The sequence below is a fragment of the Pseudoruminococcus sp. genome, assembly GCF_047012705.1.
Classification (GTDB): Bacteria; Bacillota; Clostridia; order Oscillospirales; family Acutalibacteraceae; genus Pseudoruminococcus.
The window spans coordinates 1-19,791 of sequence record NZ_JBKXNW010000020.1 but is presented as its reverse complement, the minus strand read 5'-3'; the positions used below and the strand labels follow the sequence as shown (position 1 = coordinate 19,791).

16 protein-coding genes and 1 tRNA gene are annotated in these 19,791 nt (G+C 39.5%); 5 read left to right on the top strand and 12 right to left on the bottom strand.

The annotated features are described in order from the left end of the window. Positions 1 to 53 precede the first annotated feature (53 nt). Positions 54 to 1,127, bottom strand: coding sequence for a D-alanine--D-alanine ligase family protein (locus tag ACLU24_RS13435; RefSeq protein WP_412613204.1), 1,074 nt, complete (start codon positions 1,125 to 1,127; stop codon positions 54 to 56). Between the two features lie 350 nt (positions 1,128 to 1,477). Between ACLU24_RS13435 and ACLU24_RS13430 the strand changes: the two genes are divergently transcribed. Continuing rightward, positions 1,478 to 3,631 carry a peptidoglycan-binding protein gene (locus ACLU24_RS13430; protein WP_412613203.1) on the top strand — a complete coding sequence of 718 codons (2,154 nt, stop codon included), beginning with the start codon at positions 1,478 to 1,480 and terminating at the stop codon, positions 3,629 to 3,631. 148 nt (positions 3,632 to 3,779) lie between these two features. Here the strand turns inward: ACLU24_RS13430 and ACLU24_RS13425 are convergent. Then, positions 3,780 to 3,856 (bottom strand) — tRNA-Ile (locus tag ACLU24_RS13425). Between the two features lie 181 nt (positions 3,857 to 4,037). Between ACLU24_RS13425 and ACLU24_RS13420 the strand changes: the two genes are divergently transcribed. Next, positions 4,038 to 5,204 (top strand): FprA family A-type flavoprotein, encoded by a 1,167-nt coding sequence (locus ACLU24_RS13420; protein ID WP_412613201.1) that lies wholly within the window; start codon positions 4,038 to 4,040, stop codon positions 5,202 to 5,204. Positions 5,205 to 5,306: 102 nt separating this feature from the next. Here the strand turns inward: ACLU24_RS13420 and ACLU24_RS13415 are convergent, their stop codons facing one another. The 10 genes from ACLU24_RS13415 to ACLU24_RS13370 form a co-directional block, all read right to left on the bottom strand. After that, a complete protein-coding gene (locus ACLU24_RS13415) occupies positions 5,307 to 6,113 on the bottom strand; it encodes an acetyl-CoA carboxylase carboxyltransferase subunit alpha (protein ID WP_412613199.1) in 807 nt (268 codons plus the stop codon). 1 nt (position 6,114) lies between these two features. Continuing rightward, a complete protein-coding gene (gene accD / locus ACLU24_RS13410; protein WP_412613198.1) occupies positions 6,115 to 6,984 on the bottom strand; it encodes an acetyl-CoA carboxylase, carboxyltransferase subunit beta in 870 nt (289 codons plus the stop codon). 69 nt (positions 6,985 to 7,053) lie between these two features. Then, on the bottom strand, positions 7,054 to 8,415 hold the full coding sequence (accC, locus tag ACLU24_RS13405; RefSeq protein ID WP_412613196.1) for an acetyl-CoA carboxylase biotin carboxylase subunit: 1,362 nt from the start codon (positions 8,413 to 8,415) through the stop codon (positions 7,054 to 7,056). A gap of 5 nt (positions 8,416 to 8,420) precedes the next feature. Further along, complete coding sequence (gene fabZ / locus ACLU24_RS13400) at positions 8,421 to 8,840, bottom strand: 3-hydroxyacyl-ACP dehydratase FabZ (protein WP_412613194.1); 420 nt, start codon at positions 8,838 to 8,840, stop codon at positions 8,421 to 8,423. Positions 8,841 to 8,930: 90 nt separating this feature from the next. Next, complete coding sequence (gene accB, locus ACLU24_RS13395) at positions 8,931 to 9,413, bottom strand: acetyl-CoA carboxylase biotin carboxyl carrier protein (RefSeq protein WP_412613192.1); 483 nt, start codon at positions 9,411 to 9,413, stop codon at positions 8,931 to 8,933. Positions 9,414 to 9,481: 68 nt separating this feature from the next. Beyond that, the gene (gene fabF, locus ACLU24_RS13390) at positions 9,482 to 10,708 is read right to left on the bottom strand and encodes a beta-ketoacyl-ACP synthase II (RefSeq protein WP_412613190.1); all 1,227 of its coding nucleotides are present in this window, start codon (positions 10,706 to 10,708) and stop codon (positions 9,482 to 9,484) included. Positions 10,709 to 10,802: 94 nt separating this feature from the next. After that, a complete protein-coding gene (gene fabG, locus ACLU24_RS13385) occupies positions 10,803 to 11,549 on the bottom strand; it encodes a 3-oxoacyl-[acyl-carrier-protein] reductase (RefSeq protein WP_412613188.1) in 747 nt (248 codons plus the stop codon). A 62-nt stretch (positions 11,550 to 11,611) separates the two neighbouring features. Next, positions 11,612 to 12,529, bottom strand: coding sequence for an ACP S-malonyltransferase (gene fabD / locus ACLU24_RS13380; RefSeq protein WP_412613187.1), 918 nt, complete (start codon positions 12,527 to 12,529; stop codon positions 11,612 to 11,614). Between the two features lie 88 nt (positions 12,530 to 12,617). After that, positions 12,618 to 13,577 carry a beta-ketoacyl-ACP synthase III gene (locus ACLU24_RS13375; protein WP_412613185.1) on the bottom strand — a complete coding sequence of 320 codons (960 nt, stop codon included), beginning with the start codon at positions 13,575 to 13,577 and terminating at the stop codon, positions 12,618 to 12,620. Positions 13,578 to 13,790: 213 nt separating this feature from the next. Beyond that, positions 13,791 to 14,141, bottom strand: coding sequence for a BofC C-terminal domain-containing protein (locus ACLU24_RS13370; protein WP_412613183.1), 351 nt, complete (start codon positions 14,139 to 14,141; stop codon positions 13,791 to 13,793). A 271-nt stretch (positions 14,142 to 14,412) separates the two neighbouring features. On the opposite strand from ACLU24_RS13370, the gene ACLU24_RS13365 reads away from it, so the two are divergent. The 3 genes from ACLU24_RS13365 to ACLU24_RS13355 all read left to right on the top strand — a co-directional run bounded on the left by ACLU24_RS13365 (position 14,413) and on the right by ACLU24_RS13355 (position 19,383). Then, positions 14,413 to 16,773, top strand: a complete 2,361-nt coding sequence (locus ACLU24_RS13365) for a transglycosylase domain-containing protein (RefSeq protein ID WP_412613181.1) — start codon at positions 14,413 to 14,415, stop codon at positions 16,771 to 16,773. A gap of 47 nt (positions 16,774 to 16,820) precedes the next feature. Further along, entirely contained in the window at positions 16,821 to 18,065 is a 1,245-nt protein-coding gene (locus tag ACLU24_RS13360; RefSeq protein ID WP_412613180.1) for a homoserine dehydrogenase, read from the top strand. 112 nt (positions 18,066 to 18,177) lie between these two features. Further along, on the top strand, positions 18,178 to 19,383 hold the full coding sequence (locus ACLU24_RS13355; protein WP_412613178.1) for an aspartate kinase: 1,206 nt from the start codon (positions 18,178 to 18,180) through the stop codon (positions 19,381 to 19,383). The last annotated feature ends 408 nt before the right edge of the window (positions 19,384 to 19,791 follow it).

Below are 19,791 nucleotides of genomic sequence, written 5' to 3'. Positions count from 1 at the left end.
GTGGAACGCGTCTTGACGGCGGAGGCACTCCGCCTTGAGCGAAACTTTTAATTTTAAGCTTTATTTTTATTTAAAGCGAGGTCGATAAGTCCAGCGATAAGTTGTTTGCCTTCTTTTCCACAATTAGCCATAAGCTTAGGATACATACTAATTGAAGTAAAGCCAGGGAGTGTGTTAAGCTCGTTAAGAAGAACTCTGCCATTTTCTGTTACGAAGAAATCAACTCTTGTAAGTCCGGCACAGCCAAAGAGATGATAAGCCTTTTTAGCAGTTTCTCTTACCTTTTCAATAAGCTCATCACCGATTTTTGCAGGAATATAAAGTTCACTGCTTGCACTTTGATATTTCGCTTCATAGTCGTAAAATTCCTTTGCAGGTGCGATTTCACCGGGGATTGAAGCGAAAATATCCTCATTACCAAATACAGCACATTCAACTTCTTTACCGACAATATTTTCCTCAAAAAGAATTTTGCTATCCTCTTTTATAGCTATTTCAATAGCAGTGATAAGCTGTTCACGATTTTTAGCTTTATTTACGCCGACAGATGAGCCTGCATTCGCCGGTTTAACAAAGATAGGATATGCAAGAGCATTTTCAACCTGTTCAATACATTTCTCAGGTGAACGCTTATATTCATATGTATAGAACCAAGTGAAATCAGCCTCATCAATTCCGCTGTCACGAAGCATAATGTTTGTAAAAACTTTATCCATACAGCAAGCAGATGCAGCTACACCACAACCGACATATGGAATCTTGCTAAGCTCAAGAAGACCTTGAACAGTACCGTCCTCACCGTTTTTGCCGTGAAGAACAGGGAATACAACATCAAGCTTGACAATTTCGCTGTGACCTGCGTCGTCAAGCACAACAAGACCGCCTATTGTTGGAGCAGGGGAGATAAAAGCTCTCTTGTTGTTTGTGTCATTTTCCCATTCGCCGTTTGCAATTTTAGCTGTTGGTGCGGTTGTTAAGAACCAGCGACCGTCTTTTGTGATACCTATTGTAACAACATCAAACTTTTCTTTGTCTATGTTGTTTATGATGTAAGCTGAAGAAAGTCTTGATACCTCATGCTCTGATGAAGCACCGCCGAATATTACGGCAATACGCTTTTTGCTCAATGAACTCACTCCTAAAAATATATTATCTTATATATTATACTTAGTTTTAATTCATTTTATCATAATTTGAAAGTACCTGCAAACTCTATATGAAGAAAGAGTGTTTTTTGACATTAGAAATCTAAATTATCTGAAAATTTATTTTGTTTATTTTGCCTAAATTTACACATAAATTACTTGCATACGAGAAAAAGACTTGATTTTTACGGAAAAAAATGTTATTATGTTACCAATTTGTAATTACTTTTACAAATTTATAATTTCGCATATGTATTGTGGTTCGTGGAATTCGCCACGAACAAGAGCGAAAAATGCCTTTTCGGCAAGCAGACATTAAAAGGAGTTTTTCGATGAAAAAAAGTTTAGGAAAATCAGTAACTAAGAAAATTGTTTCTGTTGCAATCGCAGCAGCACTTATTCTTTCAGTTGCTACAACTGGTGTACTTACAACATCAGCTTCTGATAGTACAGGTGTTGGCCTTTCAGCACACGCACTTCAAGCATATAACGAGCATTGGTCATATGTTTGGGGCGGAGCAAGCTATGGTGCAGTTGACTGCTCAGGTTTGTTCATCACTTATAACGGCGTAGGCGGCAACAGAACAGACCTTTTGGGCTCATCACCAGAATGGGGCTATGTAGCTGATGGTATCCCAAGAATACATGGTCTTGGACTTCACCAGCCGTACCATGTAGGTATCTATATCGGAAGCGGCACAGCTATTGATGCAAGAGATGAAAACTCGGGCGTTGTTTATCACGATGTATACTCAAAGCCATGGGTTGAGTGGTTCAAGGTTGCAGGTGTTTCTTATCCTACAACAGGTTGGGTATTGTTTGATGGCAATTCTTTCTACTATGAGAATGGTCAGTATATTGTCAACACATCAAGAACACTTGATGGCGTAACATATTACTTTGATTCTAACGGTGTTTCCAATATCGCACCTCCATCAAGCGCTTATTCACAGACAGATTACAGCACAGCAACAGCAGACCCAGCGCCAAGTAAGCCTGAGTCAAGCAAAGAAGAAACCAGCAAGAAGCCGGAACCAAGTAAACAAGAAACCAGCAAAGAGCCGGAACCAAGCTATGAGGAATCAAGCGAAGTATCTGAGCCGGAATCAAGTGTTGAGGAATCAAGCGAAGTATCTGAGCCGGAATCAAGCGTTGAGGAATCAAGCGAAGTATCTGAGCCGGAATCAAGCGTTGAGGAATCAAGCGAAGTATCTGAGCCAGAATCAAGTGTTGAAGAATCAAGCAAAGAGGAATCCGAAGTAAGCAAAGAGCCTGAAAAGCCTAAGTTTGTAACGCTTAAAGAGGGCGATATGGACGAAACTATTGCCGATGCAAAGATAACAGAAGTTCAGCAAACTCTGACAAAGCTTGGTTACTATACATATGAAGTAACAGGTTATTATGGCGAAGCAACTACTGCTGCTGTTAAAGATTTCCAAGCGAAAGCAGGAATCGAAGTAACAGGTAATGTTGATGAAGCTACATGGAATGCTATTTTCTCCGAATCAGCTCCGGCAAAGTATAATAGTTACAAGAGTGGCGATTTCGACGAAAAACAGACAGGCATTAAGGATATTCAAAATAAGCTTGTTTCTCTTTCATACCTCACAGAGGGTGAATATGAAGAAGGCAAGTTTGATGGAAATACAGTAATTGCAATGCAGCTTTTCCAAAGCGCTAATGGAATAGAGGCAACAGGTGAGGCAGATTTCAATAGCCAACTCGTACTCTTTAGTGGAAGTGCCGTAGAAAATCCAAATCCTGGTGCAGTTATCTATGGTATGAGCGGAAGTGCCGTTACAAAGCTTCAGAAAAGACTTAAGGCACTCAGATATACGACAGATGAGCCAACAGGCGTATTTGATGATGCTACATTAAAGGCAGTTAACGCATATCAGAAAAATGCAGGTCTTGAAGTAAGCAAGTCACTTTCTGCTGAAGAATTAAAGGTATTTTATTCCGATAAGGCTGTTAAGTCAGAGGATTATGATAATCTCCAAATAGGTTATAACGGCAGCGATGTTAAGTCGCTCGAAAGTGACCTCACAAAGCTTGGCTATTATGAAGGTTCTATAACAGGCGAGTTTAATGATGAGCTTGAAACAGCAGTTCAGGATTATCAGAAAGAGAATAAACTCGAAGCAAATGGCGTTGCCGATGATACGGTTCGTAACAGTATCACAAAGAGTATTGCAAGACAAGGCTCCGAAAAGGCACAGGGTATCATTACAGATACTGCATCAGTTGCAAACGAGGCAATGTCAGGACTTGCAACATCTAAGACAGAGAAGCTTTCATTAGAGAAAGAGCAGAGCGACAATCATCTTTCAAATGCAAGAAATATGCTCTATATTCTTCTTGGTTTGATTCTTGTTCTCAGTGTTTCTGTTGTAGCCGCAATGGTAAGATCTAAAAAGCGTATGACAAAGGCTATGAAAAGAGCAGTTGCACAAAGACACGCTAATGATAACATCAGAAGATTCTAATTAAGATTTCGAGTAAAACATAAAATACACACCTTTCAACGCAAAAGACGACTGATTGTTAAAAATCAGCCGTCTTTTGTTATATATAAAATCTTCTGAAAATAATAAAATCAAAAAATCCGAATGTCAAAATAACATTCGGATTTCTTGGTGGGGCATCAGGGACTCGAACCCCGGACCGACCGGTTATGAGCCGGTTGCTCTAACCAACTGAGCTAATGCCCCGTATTCAGTTGACAACGCTTTCAATCAAGCAAGAATTATTATATCACTTAGAGCCTGATTTGTCAAGCAAAATCTTCCCGAATTGAAAAAAATATATAAATTTTATTTTATAGCTTTTATTGCGCCAATAAATATGTTATTATATATTCAGTAATAATTCTTAAAATTGGAGGAATTTATAATGTCAAATATTACAGTTTCGGATTCCATCAAATATATTGGTGCAGATGACCTCGATATAGACCTTTTCGAGAGTCAGTATGTAGTTCCTAATGGCATATCCTATAATTCATATGTTATTCTTGATGATAAGATTACTGTTATGGATACCATTGATAAACGCAAAACTGATGAATGGCTCGAAAATCTCGAAAAAGTCCTTGATGGCAAAAAGCCGGATTATCTTGTTGTTCAGCATTTAGAGCCGGACCACGCAGCAAGCTTGAAAATTCTTGCAGATAAGTATCCGGAGATGAAGCTTGTCGGAAATGTCAAAACTTTTGCTATGATTCCTCAGTTCTTTGATATTGACCTTGAGGGAAGAAAGATAGTAGTAAAAGAGGGTGACACTCTTAATATTGGCACACACACACTCAAATTTATTATGGCACCTATGGTTCATTGGCCGGAAGTTATGGTTACATATGAAGAGAGCGAGAAAGTTCTTTTCTCAGCCGATGGTTTCGGAAAATTCGGTGCATTGAGTGCTGATGAAGATTGGGCTTGCGAAGCAAGACGCTACTACTTTAATATTGTAGGTAAATATGGTTTTCAGGTTCAGGCTCTTCTCAAGAAGGCTGCAACACTTGATATTCAGATGATATGCCCACTTCATGGACCTATCCTCAAAGAGAATCTTGGCTATTATATTAATAAGTATGATATTTGGAGCAGTTATCAGCCAGAAGATGAAGGTATCTTCGTTGCCTATGCTTCAATTCACGGCAATACAGCTACAGCAGCAAAACAATTTGCAGAGATGCTAAGAGAAAAGGGTGCAGTTAAGGTTACAGTTTCAGACCTTTCACGCAGTGATATGGCAGAAAATGTTGAAGATGCATTCAGATATAATAAGCTTGTCCTTGCATCAGCATCATATGATGGAGGAGTATTCCCAGTTATGCAGGATTTCTTGCTCCATTTAAAAGCTAAAAACTATCAGAATCGTACGATTGCAATAATCGAAAACGGTTCATGGGCACCGTCTGCAGCTCGTACAATGAAGGGTATACTTGAGACAATGAAGAACCTTACAGTCTTAGATAATGTTGTTACAATTAAATCAACAGTAAAACCAGAAACAGTTACAGCCCTCGAAACTCTCGCAGATGACATTGTAAAAGCTTAATATTAACAGGCAAACTTACCTAAAACCTTGAATTTAATATTTCTCAAATTAAAAAGCCACCGTTCAATAAAAAATGAACGATGGCTTTAATTTTTAATTCAATTATTCGTCATTTCTAAGATAAGTAGCAGAATCTTTGCCAAACTTTCTGAAACGATTATATCTGTTATCAAGCAATACATCTATTGGCTGTTCAAGCTTTTTGCTGACAGTCTGTGCAATGATATGCTTTAAACCGTCAAAAAGCTTGCTGTCAAGGTCTTTTGGCTCTCTGATAATTCTTTCTATAACGCCCATAGAGAAAAGGTCTTGAGAAGTTATTTTCAAGCATTCAGATGCTTCAGCAGTTTTGCTTGAATCTTTCCAAAGAATACTTGCACAGCCCTCAGGAGAGATAACGGAATAAATAGCATTCTCAAGCATCCATACCTCGTCTGCAACTGCGAGTGCCAATGCACCGCCGCTTCCGCCTTCACCGATTAGAATAGTAAGAATCGGAGTTTTGAGAGTCATCATTTCCATAAGGTTTTCGGCGATTGCCTGACCTTGACCACGCTCTTCGGCACCGATACCACAATATGCACCCGATGTATCTACAAAACAGATAACAGGTCGTCTGAATTTTTCGGCCTGTTTCATAAGTCTTAGAGCCTTGCGGTAACCCTCAGGGTGAGCAGAACCGAAGTTCCTTTCCATTCTTTCCTTGAGGTTTCTGCCTTTTTCTATGCCAATGACTGTTACAGGCATATCATTAAGCTTTGCTATACCGCCGACAATAGCCTTATCGTCGCCAAATTTTCTGTCGCCGTGAAGTTCTATAAAGGAATCTCCGAATATTTTATTTATATAGTCGATTGAAGTAGGTCTGTTATTTGCTCTTGCAGCATTAACTTTATCTATCGCACTCATCTTAGATTCCCTCCTTAGAATGAAGCTTCAAAAGCTTTGAAAGTGTCTTTTTCATATCCTTGCGGTTGACAACAGCATCAACAAAGCCTTTTTCAAGGAGAAATTCAGCTGTCTGGAAGTCCTTAGGAAGTTTTTGACGAATAGTTTGTTCTATAACTCTTGGTCCGGCAAAACCGATAAGGGCCTTTGGTTCGGCAAGAATAATATCGCCCTCCATAGCAAAGCTTGCAGTAACACCGCCGGTTGTAGGGTCTGTGAGGACTGTTATATAAAGTAAGCCCTTGTCGCTGTGACGCTTAACAGCACCGCTTGTCTTAGCCATCTGCATAAGAGAGAGGATACCCTCTTGCATTCTTGCACCGCCAGAAACAGTAAATACAATAACAGGTAAGTTATTTTCTGTTGCATATTCAAATGCACGAGTTATCTTTTCACCTGTAACAGTTCCCATAGACCCCATCATAAAAGATGAATCCATTACACAAAGCACAGTCTTAGAACCCTCGATTTCCGCAGTACCACAGATAACAGACTCATTTTCTCCACTTGACATCTTTGATGTTTTAAGCTTGCGAGTATATTCAGGAAAATCAAGAATATTTTCAGAAACGAGGTCAGCGTCCATTTCTTTAAAGCTGTCCTCATCAACAGTTATATTTATGCGGTAGCGAGCATTTGTGCGGAAATGATGACCGCACTTGCTGCAAACCTTTAGGTTATCCTCAAGGTCAGAGGTAAGAATCATATTTTTGCAAGCAGGGCATTTAACCCAAAGCTCATCCGGAATAAATGGACGGGATTCTGCCCATTCGCCCTGATTTTCAAGCTCATTTTTTGGCTTCATAAAATTAAAAATATCAGAATTAAACATTAAAGCTCTTTCCTTTCCGCTCAAAGTACCCAAAGGCTTGTAGATATATTATAGTTAGCTTTGAGCAAATTACTCGTCCTTTTGTTTGTTACGGCGTTTATCAAAATCTTCCATAAAGCCTGTTGTATAAGTACCGTCAACAAATTCCTTATCAGAGAGTATATCTAAATGAAGATTTCTGTTATGAGTAATGCCCTGAATAATAAGCTCACTGAGAGCCATTTTCATTTTTCTTATAGCAAGTTCACGAGAACGAGCCTGAACTATAAGCTTTCCTATCATAGAATCATAATATGGAGGTACAGTGTAGTCTTGATATATAGCAGTATCAAAACGAACCTGAGGACCACCAGGAATATGTAAAAGATTGATAGTACCACAGCTTGGACGATAATTATTGTTAGGGTCTTCTGCGTTTATGCGGCATTCTATGGCACTTCCGTGAATAAAAATCTTATCCTGTGTCATAGAAAGCTTTGCACCTGCGGCAATTCTGATTTGCCATTGGACAAGGTCGATACCTACAACCATTTCTGTGACAGGATGTTCAACCTGAAGTCTTGTATTCATTTCCATAAAGTAGAAATTCTTGTCCTTGTCGAGCAAAAATTCTACTGTACCAGCATTTTCATAGCCAACAGCGAGAGCAGCCTTTTTAGCAGCCGCCATCATATTTGCACGAATTTCAGGTGTGATAGCAGGGGAGGGGCTTTCCTCGATAAGCTTCTGATTTTTGCGCTGAACAGAGCATTCACGCTCACCCAGGCAAACTACATTGCCGAACTTATCGCAAAGTAACTGCATTTCAATATGTTTAACAGGCTTGAGATACTTTTCAATATAGACGGCACCGTCGCCAAAAGCACTCTGAGCCTCTGCTGATGCAGAATGGAAAGCATTTTCAAATTCGTTTTCATTGTGTACAAGACGAATACCGCGACCGCCGCCGCCGGAACGAGCTTTTATAAGGATAGGATAGCCGATTTCTGCGGCTTTTTCCTTAGCAATATTTACATCTTCGATTATATCAGTGCCGGGAGTTACAGGAACTCCGGCATTTCTCATAGTTCTGCGAGCTTCGTCCTTGTCGCCAAGCTTAGAAATCATTTCGCTTGAAGGTCCGATAAACTCAATATTACACTTTTCGCAGAGTGAAACGAATTTTGCATTTTCAGAAAGAAGACCGTATCCTGGGTGAATAGCCTGAGCACCAGAAATAACTGCAACTGTAAGTATAGCAGCCATATTAAGATAGCTGTCACCAACTTGAGGACCGCCAATGCAGTAGCTTTCGTCAGCTATGCTGACATGAAGGGCGTCCTTATCAGCCTGAGAATAAACGGCGACAGTAGAAATGCCCATCTCTCGGCAGGCACGAATAATTCTTACAGCAATTTCGCCTCTGTTTGCAATCAATATTTTAGAAAACAATGTCTTTACTCCCTTTCAATAAGAGCAAAAGAGAAATTGGCACTAACACAGAGTTTACCGTTTACAGTACCCTTGCCCTCGATAAAATAGAACATACCACGATTTTTTGTAAGCTTGCATTCAATCTCAAATGTATCGCCAGGGCGAACCATTTCCTTAAAGCGAGCCTTTTCAATGCTTGTGAAGTATGGAGTGCTTATTGCGGATTTTTCAGCAATAATAACAGCACTTGTCTGAGCCATCATTTCGCAGAGTATAACTCCCGGAACAATGGGGTTGCCCGGAAAATGACCGTCAAGAAACCATTCGTCACCGACAATAGTTTTCTTGCCGACAGAAGTATCTTCTGAAATTTTTGTAGCCTCATCAATGAGGAGCATAGAATTTCTGTGAGGGATAATAGCTTTAAGTTCTTCCTTATTCACTGTTTTTTAATTCCTTTCACAAACAAAACAAAGCTTGAAAGAATCACGACTTAAAATAGTCGAAATTCTTTCAAACTCCGAATTGATATTTTATTTTACCATAAATAAAGTCTGACCGTATTCTACAACTTGGCCGTTTTCAGCACAGATGCTCACGATTTCGCCGTCTTTTTCAGCAGTGACCTCATTCATAAGCTTCATAGCTTCAATCAGGCAAAGCACATCGCCTTTATGTACCTTAGAACCCACCTTAATGTAAGGTTCAGCGTCAGGTGAAGATGCCGCATAGAAAACGCCTACCATAGGTGATGGAATAGGAGTGCCTTCCTGAACAGGTTCATCCTTTGTGCAAGTAGCTGACGCATCGTTAGAAACTGCCTGTGGAATAGTAGTTGTAACAGCAGTAGGCTGCGCTATTATAGGCTGTTCGTTAGCAACAATAACAGGAGCGGCTGTTGTTTGTTTGAATATCAATCTTTCGCCGTCCATTCCTCTTACTTCAAGCTCAGTTGCTTTTGAGCTATCGAATGCGTTCAAAAGCTCCTTGATTTCGTCAATATCAAAAATTGGCATTTGATTCATTCCTTTCAGCGGCTTTTTACCGCTCCTTTTTGTTAAAGGCTTTTATAGCTTTAATTTTATTATTCAGTTATCTGCTTTAAAGCGATACAAGCATTGTGACCGCCGAAACCAAATGTAGTTGATGCAGCGGCAGTAAGCGGTACTTCAACAGCCTTGTTAGGAACATAGTTGAGGTCGCATTCTGGGTCAGGCTCTTCAAGTCCGATAGTAGGAGGAACAATTCCGTTCTTAACAGCAAGAGCAGCGACAATAGCCTCAACTGCACCTGTTGCACCGAGCATATGTCCTGTCATAGACTTTGTTGAGCTGATATATGTGTCATAAGCCTTTTCGCCGAGAGCTCTCTTGAAAGCGGCTGTTTCTGTCTTGTCATTTGCAGGCGTGCTTGTGCCGTGAGCATTGATATAGAGAGTATCGTCATCTGTGATACCAGCTTCTTTTAATGCAATTTCTACACAGCGAGCTGCACCGGCTGCTTCTGGGTCTGGAGCTGTAACATGATGTGCATCGCAAGTATTGCCATATCCTGCAATTTCTGCATAAATCTTAGCACCACGAGCAACAGCATGTTCATATTCCTCAAGAACGAGTATACCGGCGCCCTCACCCATAACAAAACCGTCACGGCGTTTGTCAAATGGGATAGACGAACTATTCGGGTCATTTCTTGTAGAAAGGGCCATACAGCTTGAAAAACCTGCTATTGCAAGAGGTGTAATAGCAGCCTCAGCACCACCGGTGATGATAGCGTCTGCATAGCCGTTCTTAATTGCGTGGAAAGCTTCACCGACAGCGTGTGTTGATGTAGCACAAGCTGTAACAACAGGAAGACAAGGACCCTTTGCACTGAAACGGATAGCGATAAGACCAGCAGCCATATTACCTATCATCATAGGAATAAAGAATGGAGAAATCTTCTTCTCAGCAATCATATTTTCGCACTGAGTGAAGAATGTGTGCATACCGCCTGTGCCGGAACCAACATAAACACCAAGCTTTTCGTCTTCAATAGTGCCGATAATGCCACTATCCTCGACTGCCTGACAAGCTGCTGCAATAGCATACTGACAGAAAAGGTCAGTTTTTCTGAGTTCCTTTTTTTCAATATACTTTGTCGGGTCAAAGTCTTTAACTTCAGCAGCAACTTTAACTTTAAGCTTTTCAGTATCAAAGCTCTTTATATAGTCAATGCCATTTTTTCCGTTTATAAGTGAATTCCACATTGTTTCTATATCGTTTCCGACAGGTGTTACAGCACCGATACCGGTTATAACAACTCTTCTCATTTAAAACAATTCCTTTCTTAAATAGCTCAGATAAAATTCTGAGTATTACAAACAATTATACTACTAATATTATATCTATCAAGCGAAAGGCAAATTACATTGCCATACCGCCATCAACCTTAATAACTTCACCTGTGATATATGCAGCTTCGTCACTTGCAAGGAACGCAACAGTGTTAGCTATATCATCAGGAGTACCCATTTTCTTTGCAGGGATAGACGCCATTATAGCTTCCTTATTTTTGTCGCTGAGAGCGGCAGTCATATCTGTTCCGATAAAACCGGGAGCAATAGCGTTAACGGTTACGCCACGAGCAGCAAGCTCTTTAGCGACTGACTTTGTCATACCGATAATACCGGCTTTAGCAGCAGCGTAATTAGCCTGACCGGCGTTGCCGTTAAGACCGACAACAGATGAAAGGTTAATAATTCTGCCACGACGCTTTTTCATCATATGCTGATATACATTTTTAATCATATTGAATGTACCCTTGAGGTTTACATCAATAACTCTGTCGAAGTCATCTTCTTTCATAGAGAGAACAAGACAATCCTTAACAATACCGGCATTATTTACAAGAATATCAACTCCGCCGAATTCTTCGATTACAGAAGCGATAAGTTCTTTTGCAGAATCAAAACTTGAAACATCACAGCAGTATGCCTTAGCCTTTACACCAAGAGCCTCAATTTCTGCAACAGTTTCGTTAGCTTTTTCAGCGTTTCCAGCATATACAACAGCTACATTTGCACCGAGAGCAGCAAGCTTTAAAGCAACAGCCTTGCCGATACCTCTTGAAGCGCCTGTAACGATTGCATTTTTATTAGTTAATTCAAACATTTATACTCATTCCTTTCAAGGTTAAAAACCTTAAAGCTGAAAGACCATTTTAAATCTTAGTTTTAACCAAGAACAATAGCCTTAGCCTCGTCTAAGGTAGCCTTGTTTTCAACATTAATAGCAGTAACTTCTTTGCTTGTTTTTTTAACAAGACCAACAAGAGTTTTACCAACACCAACTTCAATAAAGGTGTCTGCACCCTCTGCAATAAGGTTTTCAACAGTAGTCTGCCATTTTACAGGGTTCATAACTTGTTTTGCAAGAAGTTCCTTAGCGTCTGATAATGTATAAGGCTTTGCAGTGAGGTTAGCATAAACAGGGATGTTTGGTTCGCTAAGAGTAATACCCTCAAGGTACTCAGCAAGTCCCTTAGATGCACTTTCCATAAACGGAGAGTGGAAAGCGCCGCTTACAGCAAGTTTAACAGCCTTGCCTTTTTCAGCTTTTACATCTTCGCAGAGAGCGTCAATTTCATCCTCAGCGGCAGCAACAACTGTTTGTCCGGGGCAGTTATAGTTTACAGGCCAAGCTTTATTATATTTCTTGCAGATTTCTTCTACTTTATCTGTTGTGAGCTTGAGGATAGCCGCCATAGCACCTTTATTTTCAGTTGCAGCCTTGTCCATAAGCTCTGCTCGTCTGCATACGAGTTTAAAAGCTTCCTCATATGATAAGATTCCTGCGAAAGCTACAGCAGCAATTTCGCCAAGAGAAAAACCAGCTATGTAATCGGGGTTAATGCCCGCCTCTTTAACTGCGGCTGCGGCTGCAAGGTCAACTGCGAACATACAAGGCTGAGTATTAATTGTTATACTAAGTTCTTCCTTAGTACCCTCAAAGCATTGTTTAATAGTTCCGGGGCGAATTGCCTCCGCCATATCGAAAACAGCCTTTGCAGCAGGAGAATTTTCATATAATTCTTTGCCCATAGAGGGGTATTGAGCACCTTGTCCCGAAAAAACAAAAACAGTTTTTGCCATAAGACTTTTAACCTCCGTTAATTTTATCGTATTTTAAGCAGTGTTTCCATATAATTCCGAAAAAAACGAATTTTATACGGAAAACGCATTATTTACACCAACGAATAATACAGCTTCCGGTTGTAAGACCTCCACCGAAAGCACAAAGAGCGATAATGTCACCCTTCTTAAGAAGTCCAGCCTGACTTGCCTCGTGGAGAGCAATAGGAACGCTTCCTGAAGATGTATTTCCATAGTGGTTGATATTGCAGAAGAATCTTTCTCTTGGAATATCAAGCTTTGCTGCGGCTGTATTGATAATTCTGATATTAGCCTGATGAGGAATAACCCAATCAACGTCGCTCTGTTGAAGTCCGGCTTCATCAACAACTGTTTTAATGCCCTCAGGCATAGCAGTTACAGCAAACTTATAAACATCATTGCCCATCATTTGAAGAAGTGCAGGTTCAGGCTTATGTTCATAGAACGGAGAAGAGTTTTCGCCGTGAGGAATACGAAGAACTTCATCATTTCCTGCGGCAGTAAGGTGAATTGCAAGGAGGTCATCACCCTCACCAAGAACAGCGGCGGCACCTCCATCACCAAAAAGAACGCAGGTTGAGCGGTCTTTCCAGTTTGTTATGTTAGAGAGGTTATCCATAGAAACAACAAGAACATATTTTGCTTTTTTTCTTACGAAATATCCGTCTGCTACGTCAAGAGCATAGATAAATCCTGAGCAAGCGGCGTTGAGGTCGAAAGCGGGGCATTTTGCACCGATTTCTTTTTGAATCATACAGCCTTGAGAAGGTGTAAGATTTTCGCCGCGCATAGTAGAGCAAATAATAAGGTCAAGCTGTTCAGCAGTGATACCCGCATCATCAAGAGCCTCTTTAGCAGCCTTTACGCAAAGTTCAGTAATAGTTTCGTCCTTACAGATTCGTCTTTCCTCAATACCTGTTCTGGTACGAATCCATTCATCGTTTGTTTCAACGATGGTCGAAAGCTCATCATTTGTAAGGATATAATCAGGCACAGCCTTGCCTGTTCCGAGAATGCTGAAACTCATAAAAACTTTTCCTCCGTTTTTGAAATAAAAATATCTGATGTAAAAAATAATTCGATGAGTAAATCGAATCTTCAAGGAAAATTAAATATTGTGTTATTGTATAAAAATAATTTTCTTTGGCATATTATGCACATTTTATTTTAATATATAATACAGCCTTTGTCAAGCGATTATGCGACATCGCCATTATGGCTCGGGGAAAAGCTATAGCGATTAGCTGCAAAAATCCTCCAAAAGACGATTAAGTTCTTTTCTTGATTTTGCTTTAATGCCGGCTCTTAGGGCATCTTGGTCACTTTTGGGAAGTTTAGCCGTAGAAGCGTTAGTTATTTCTATCGGCTTGTTAGAATTTGATGAGTAAACGGCAATTTTTCCGTTATAATCCTTTAAAATATAAAATTCCTCAGGTTTAGAGATAATTTCAGAGCTTTCCTCACTAGAGCTTGTTTGTGTTGTTGGAGGAGTGTTTTCTGCATTTACATTTGGCAGAGAGGGTATTAGTATACCGTTTATAATCAGACAGAAGATTACAAAACAACCCGTAACAGCAATCATTTTTTTCATTATAATTACTCTCCCTTTATGAAATATTTGGCTTTTTCAAGCTTAATTTTGCCAAAAATATAGTGATTTATTCGTCAAATGCTATAAAAATTCTTTAAAATTTAGGTAAATCGCAAATATATTTTGAATTTTTAAATTTTTCATTCCATTTTTTTGATTTTATGGTATAATACTAAAGATAACATTCAATTCTTAAGTTAAGATAAGCGAGCTATGATTATTTTTAGTTTCTTAAAATGAATTATTTTTCGGGAAAGGCGGGTTGTCGTGAATGAAAAATACTGATATAAGTAATTATTCTGACGAAGGTGGCGTAATGATTTTCACTGAAAGTCATCCGGCGCTGTCAAGGGTATGGGGTATTGTTAAAAGAATACTTCTTACCGCCTTGTTGGTTGGAGTTATTACTGGTGTTGTTGTTATGATTTCTATTGTGGCTTATATAATTGATGTTGCAAATGAGCCATTTAGTCTTGATTTAAGAAATGCAAAGAAAAACATAACCAGTAGTATTTATGTCACGAATGATGACGGAACAGTAACGCTCGACCAAAACCTTTATAATGCAGAAAATCGTGTTTGGGTTGATTATAATAATATTCCAAAGGCGATGACGGATGCAGTTGTTTCCATTGAAGACAAGCGTTTCTATGACCATAAAGGTGTTGACTGGATTCGTACAAGCGGCGCTGTATTAAGTCTTATTACAGGTAGGGCTGATTACGGTGGCTCTACAATAACACAACAGCTTGTTAAGAATGTTACGGAAAATGACGATGTCAGCCTTAATCGTAAGATTACTGAGATATTCCATGCGCTTGACCTCGAAAAGCAATATACTAAAGAAGAAATTCTTGAGGCTTACCTTAATATAGTAAACTTCGGAAGTGGTTGCAGTGGTGTTCAGGCTGCCGCAAATTTTTATTTTGATAAGGATATAAACGAGTGTTCTATTGCAGAGTGTGCTGCTATTGCAGGTATTACACAAAATCCTGCAGTTTATAATCCTCTTGCTTATCCTGAGAATAATAAAAAACGCCGTGAAGTTGTTATTGGAGAGATGTATTCACAGGGCAGAATTACTCAGTCTGAGTATGAGGCTGCCATGAAGGAATCGGCAACAATGACCTTTGTCGGATATAGTTATGACGATGAAGACGACGAAAACCCAACCCAAAGTTGGTATAACGATATGCTGTTCAGAGAGGTTTCTGAAGCATTACAGAAAAATCTTAATATAAGCGAGCGCGAGGCAGAGAGAAAGCTTTATACAGAGGGATTAAAGATTTATTCAGCAATGGATCCAACAGCACAGAGTATTGCACAAAGAAAAGTTCTTCAGTGGAAGACGCCTAAGGATAAGAAGCTCGAATGCGGTTATATTATGATGGGGCTTGATGGCAGAATTCTTGCAACAGTGGGCAGTCGTAATGAAAAAGATGGATTATTCCTCTTTGATAGAGCAAATGGCGCATACCTACAGCCTGGTTCAACAATTAAGCCTATAGCCGTTTATGCTCCTGCTATTGAAGATAAGATAGTTAACTTTTCATCATTGATTTCAGATACAGCAATTCCTGATTGGTCTTATGATTCAAATGGAAATGTTGTAGCAGGTCCTAATAACTGGTACGAGGGCTATCGTGGCAATATAACAGTGATGACTGCTCTTGAGATTTCTTCAAACGCAGCGACAGTTAACCTTCTCAATCAAATAGGTATGAGCGAAAGCTATAACTATGCTACAAATAAGTTTAAGCTTGCGCATCTTGACCCAGATCAGGATTCAAAAAATATAGTTGCTATGTCCATGGGTGGTGTTCATGGCGGAACTACCGTTCGTGAAATGACAGCCTCATATGTTCCGTTCTGTAATGGCGGAACATACTACGAACCATATACCTACTATTATGTAACTGACCAAGATAACAACATTATCCTTGACCAGAGAGATAAAAGAGTTTCTTCCCGTGCTATAAGTGAAGAAACAGCAGCAATTATGAATAGATTGCTCCATCAGGTTGTCAGCGATAAAGAAGGACTTGGTTATCGTGCAGCCGTCAGCGGTTGGGATATTATCGGTAAGACAGGTACTACTGATAATACCTATGATAACTGGTTTGTCGGAGCTTCCCCTTACGCAGTTGCAGGTATTTGGCAAGGACACGATATTCCTGCTACTATAAATCAGGAAGAAGAAGGCAAGAACCATATTCTGTGGTCTGAGATTATGACAGAATATCTCAAGACGAAAGAACATAAGGACTTCAACATACCAGATACAGTTATTGCTCAGAAATTCTGTCGAGAAAACGGTCTTATTGCAAATTCGCTTTGTCCTGATACAGTAACAGGTTATTATACAGCGGATAATATGCCTGGAACCTGTACGTCTAATCATGGAAGAATTATCACACCTCCAGAATCAAGTAACACAGAATATAGCTATGAATGGTCTAACGAATCTTCTGATACAAGTAACGAAAGTTCAGGTGAAAGTTCTGCAGAAAGTACCGAAAGCGGCGAAAGTTCAACAGAAAGTACAGAGAGTGGTGAAAGTTCTACAGAAAGTATAGATTCAAGTGTAGAATCATCTGAACCGGAGCAGACAAGCTTAGAAGAAACAAGATAAATTAATTTAATTATATAATATTATTATAAAGTAAGGGAGATAGAAAAATGGTACAGGTAGCGGTTATGGGACATGGTGTAGTCGGTTCAGGCGTTGTAGAAGTTTTAACAAGCCATGCCGAAAGCATTGCCAAAAGAGCAAAGGAAGAAATCAATATCAAGTATATTCTTGATATAAGAGAATTTCCTGATAGTCCTCTTGCGGATAGATTTACAAAGAATTTTGAGGATATTTTGAATGATGATGAGGTTAAAGTTGTTGCCGAAGTTATGGGCGGAATAAACCCTGCTTATGATTTTGTTAAGCGTTGCTTACAGGCAGGCAAAAGCGTTGTAACCTCAAATAAAGAACTTGTTGCTAAAAAAGGTGCAGAGCTTCTTGCCATCGCGCAGGAAAAGAATGCAAACTTCCTCTTTGAAGCAAGCGTAGGCGGCGGTATTCCAATTATCCGCCCAATGAGCCAGTGCCTTGCAGCAAATGATGTTATCGAGATTGCCGGTATCCTCAATGGTACAACAAACTTTATCCTCACAAAGATGATTCGTGAGCAAATGCCTTTTGCAGACGCACTTAAAATGGCTCAGGAGCTTGGCTATGCCGAGAGAAATCCAAAGGCTGATATTGAGGGCGATGATGCTTGCAGAAAGATTTGTATTCTTGCTTCTCTTGCATATGGCAAGCATATTTATCCTGATTATGTTAATACAAAGGGTATAACAGAAATCACTCTTGACGATGTTCTCTATGCAGACGCATGGGGTGGAGTAGTAAAGCTTATCGGTCAAGTTAAGAAACTTGAAGATGGTAAGGTCGATATTACAGTTGAGCCTATGTTCATTGAACGCAGCAGTCAGCTTGCAGGTATTGACGATGTATTCAACGGTATTCTTGTTCGTGGCGATGCAACAGGTGATGTTGTATTCTATGGTAAGGGTGCTGGTAAGCTTCCTACTGCAAGTGCTGTTGTTGCTGATATTATAGACTGCGTTAAGCATCTTTCTGCAAGAAAATATCTCGGTTGGGCAGATGGTTCAGAGAGCGATGTAGAGCCTTATGCAAATACTATTATGAGCGTTTATGTAAGAGCAGAGGCTGATGACACAAAGGCAGCTTTTGAAAAAGCTAATGAGCTTTTTGCAGGCGTTAAAGTTCTTACAAGAAATGGCGCTAAGGAAAACGAGTTTGCCTTTACAACAGGCGATATGAAAGAATCTGATATAGAAAAAGCTGTTAAGGCTCTTGAAGATAGCGGTGTAAAGGTTCTTTCAAAAATCAGAATTTCAGATCTTTAATTTTTAAAGAAAATCTGATATAATAATCTTGTTTATTTCGTTGCTTTGGTTAACTAAATATGAGCTTAACCAAAGTCAGCGTATATATAATAAAAAGAGGGAGAAATTGTAGATGAGTTTAATTGTTCAGAAATTCGGCGGAAGCTCTGTAGCAAATGCTGAAAGAGTAATGAATGTCGCCAAAATAGTTACAGATACATATAAAAAGGGCAACAGTGTTGTCGTTGTTGTATCTGCACAGGGCGATACAACTGATGACCTTATCGAAAAAGCAAACGAAATCAACCCTAATGCTTCTAAGCGTGAGAAAGATATGCTTCTTGCAGCAGGCGAGCAGATGTCAATAGCGCTTCTTGCTATGGCTATCGAAAAGCTTGGTTATCCGGTTGTTTCACTTCTTGGCTGGCAAGCAGGCTTTGAAACAAGCTCAGCTTATACAAGTGCAAGAATTAAGCGTGTAAACACAGACCGTATAATGAAAGAGCTTGATAAGAATAACATCGTTGTTGTTGCAGGTTTCCAGGGACTTAACCGCTATAATGATGTTACAACACTTGGTCGTGGTGGTTCTGATACAAGTGCAGTTGCTATTGCAGCGGCGGCACACGCAGACCTTTGCCAGATATTCACAGATGTTGAGGGTGTTTATACAGCTGACCCAAGAAAGGTCAGCAACGCAAAGAAGCTCAATACAATTTCTTATGATGAGATGCTTGAGCTTGCAACTCTCGGTGCACAGGTTTTGAATAACAGAAGCGTAGAAATGGCTAAAAAATATAACATAGAGCTTGAGGTGCTTTCAAGTATGACAAATGCACCGGGCACAATCGTTAAGGAGGCAGTTAAAATGGAAAAAATGTTGGTCAGCGGTGTAGCTAAGGATACAAATGTTGCTCGTATTTCAGTTGTTGGTGTTCCGGATGTTCCGGGTCTTGCATTTAAGCTTTTCTCCAAGCTTGCTTCTAAGGGTATAAATGTTGATATTATTCTTCAGTCAATCGGCCGTGACGGCACAAAGGATATCGCTTTCACAGTAGCTAAGGAAAATGGCAAGGAAGCAGTTGCTATTATGGAAGACTTTATTTCTGTTGTTGGCGGTAAGTCTGTAACTCTTTCAGAAGATGTTGCAAAGATTTCTATTGTCGGTGCAGGTATGGAGAGCCATGCAGGTGTTGCTACAAAGATGTTCGAGGCGCTCTTTGATGCACAAATCAATATTCAGATGATTTCCACAAGTGAAATTAAGGTTTCAGTTCTTATTAATGCAGATGATGCAGATAAGGCTGTTTCAGCTATCCACTCAAAGTTCTTTGATTAATATTAAGTTAAAATATAAAAAATTAAGTAGATTCACAGCAGACTTGTTGTGAATCTATTTTTATAGAAGAAATTTACATTATTACTCAAAGAAGCTGCCAATTTATCAAAGACTTTCTCCAATAAATGAAAATTTTGTTTAAGAAAATGTCGATGTTTTAATATGGCTGTGTAAAATTATTGCTTTACATAGTTTTAAATTTAAATAGTACAAGGTATAAATTAAGTTTAGAATAAAACCTCTTTCTCTATATTGCGTCATTATAATTTAAAAAACAAAAAAATTTCAAAAAAATTGAAAAAAGCGTTGACAAAATAAATTCCATATAGTATAATAATGAAGCTGTGAGAAAACGAGGTGTAACTCAGTTTGGTAGAGTGCTTGGTTTGGGACCAAGATGCCGCAGGT

Excerpts from the sequence above, each read along its gene's own strand:
- ACLU24_RS13430 (WP_412613203.1), top strand. The coding sequence starts at position 1,478 with ATGAAAAAAAGTTTAGGAAAATCAGTAACTAAGAAAATTGTTTCTGTT.
- ACLU24_RS13420 (WP_412613201.1), top strand. The coding sequence starts at position 4,038 with ATGTCAAATATTACAGTTTCGGATTCCATCAAATATATTGGTGCAGAT.
- ACLU24_RS13415 (WP_412613199.1), bottom strand. The coding sequence starts at position 6,113 with ATGAGTGCGATAGATAAAGTTAATGCTGCAAGAGCAAATAACAGACCT.
- accD (WP_412613198.1), bottom strand. The coding sequence starts at position 6,984 with ATGTTTAATTCTGATATTTTTAATTTTATGAAGCCAAAAAATGAGCTT.
- accB (WP_412613192.1), bottom strand. The coding sequence starts at position 9,413 with ATGCCAATTTTTGATATTGACGAAATCAAGGAGCTTTTGAACGCATTC.
- fabF (WP_412613190.1), bottom strand. The coding sequence starts at position 10,708 with ATGAGAAGAGTTGTTATAACCGGTATCGGTGCTGTAACACCTGTCGGA.
- fabG (WP_412613188.1), bottom strand. The coding sequence starts at position 11,549 with ATGTTTGAATTAACTAATAAAAATGCAATCGTTACAGGCGCTTCAAGA.
- fabD (WP_412613187.1), bottom strand. The coding sequence starts at position 12,529 with ATGGCAAAAACTGTTTTTGTTTTTTCGGGACAAGGTGCTCAATACCCC.
- ACLU24_RS13375 (WP_412613185.1), bottom strand. The coding sequence starts at position 13,577 with ATGAGTTTCAGCATTCTCGGAACAGGCAAGGCTGTGCCTGATTATATC.
- ACLU24_RS13370 (WP_412613183.1), bottom strand. The coding sequence starts at position 14,141 with ATGAAAAAAATGATTGCTGTTACGGGTTGTTTTGTAATCTTCTGTCTG.
- ACLU24_RS13365 (WP_412613181.1), top strand. The coding sequence starts at position 14,413 with ATGAAAAATACTGATATAAGTAATTATTCTGACGAAGGTGGCGTAATG.
- ACLU24_RS13360 (WP_412613180.1), top strand. The coding sequence starts at position 16,821 with ATGGTACAGGTAGCGGTTATGGGACATGGTGTAGTCGGTTCAGGCGTT.
- ACLU24_RS13355 (WP_412613178.1), top strand. The coding sequence starts at position 18,178 with ATGAGTTTAATTGTTCAGAAATTCGGCGGAAGCTCTGTAGCAAATGCT.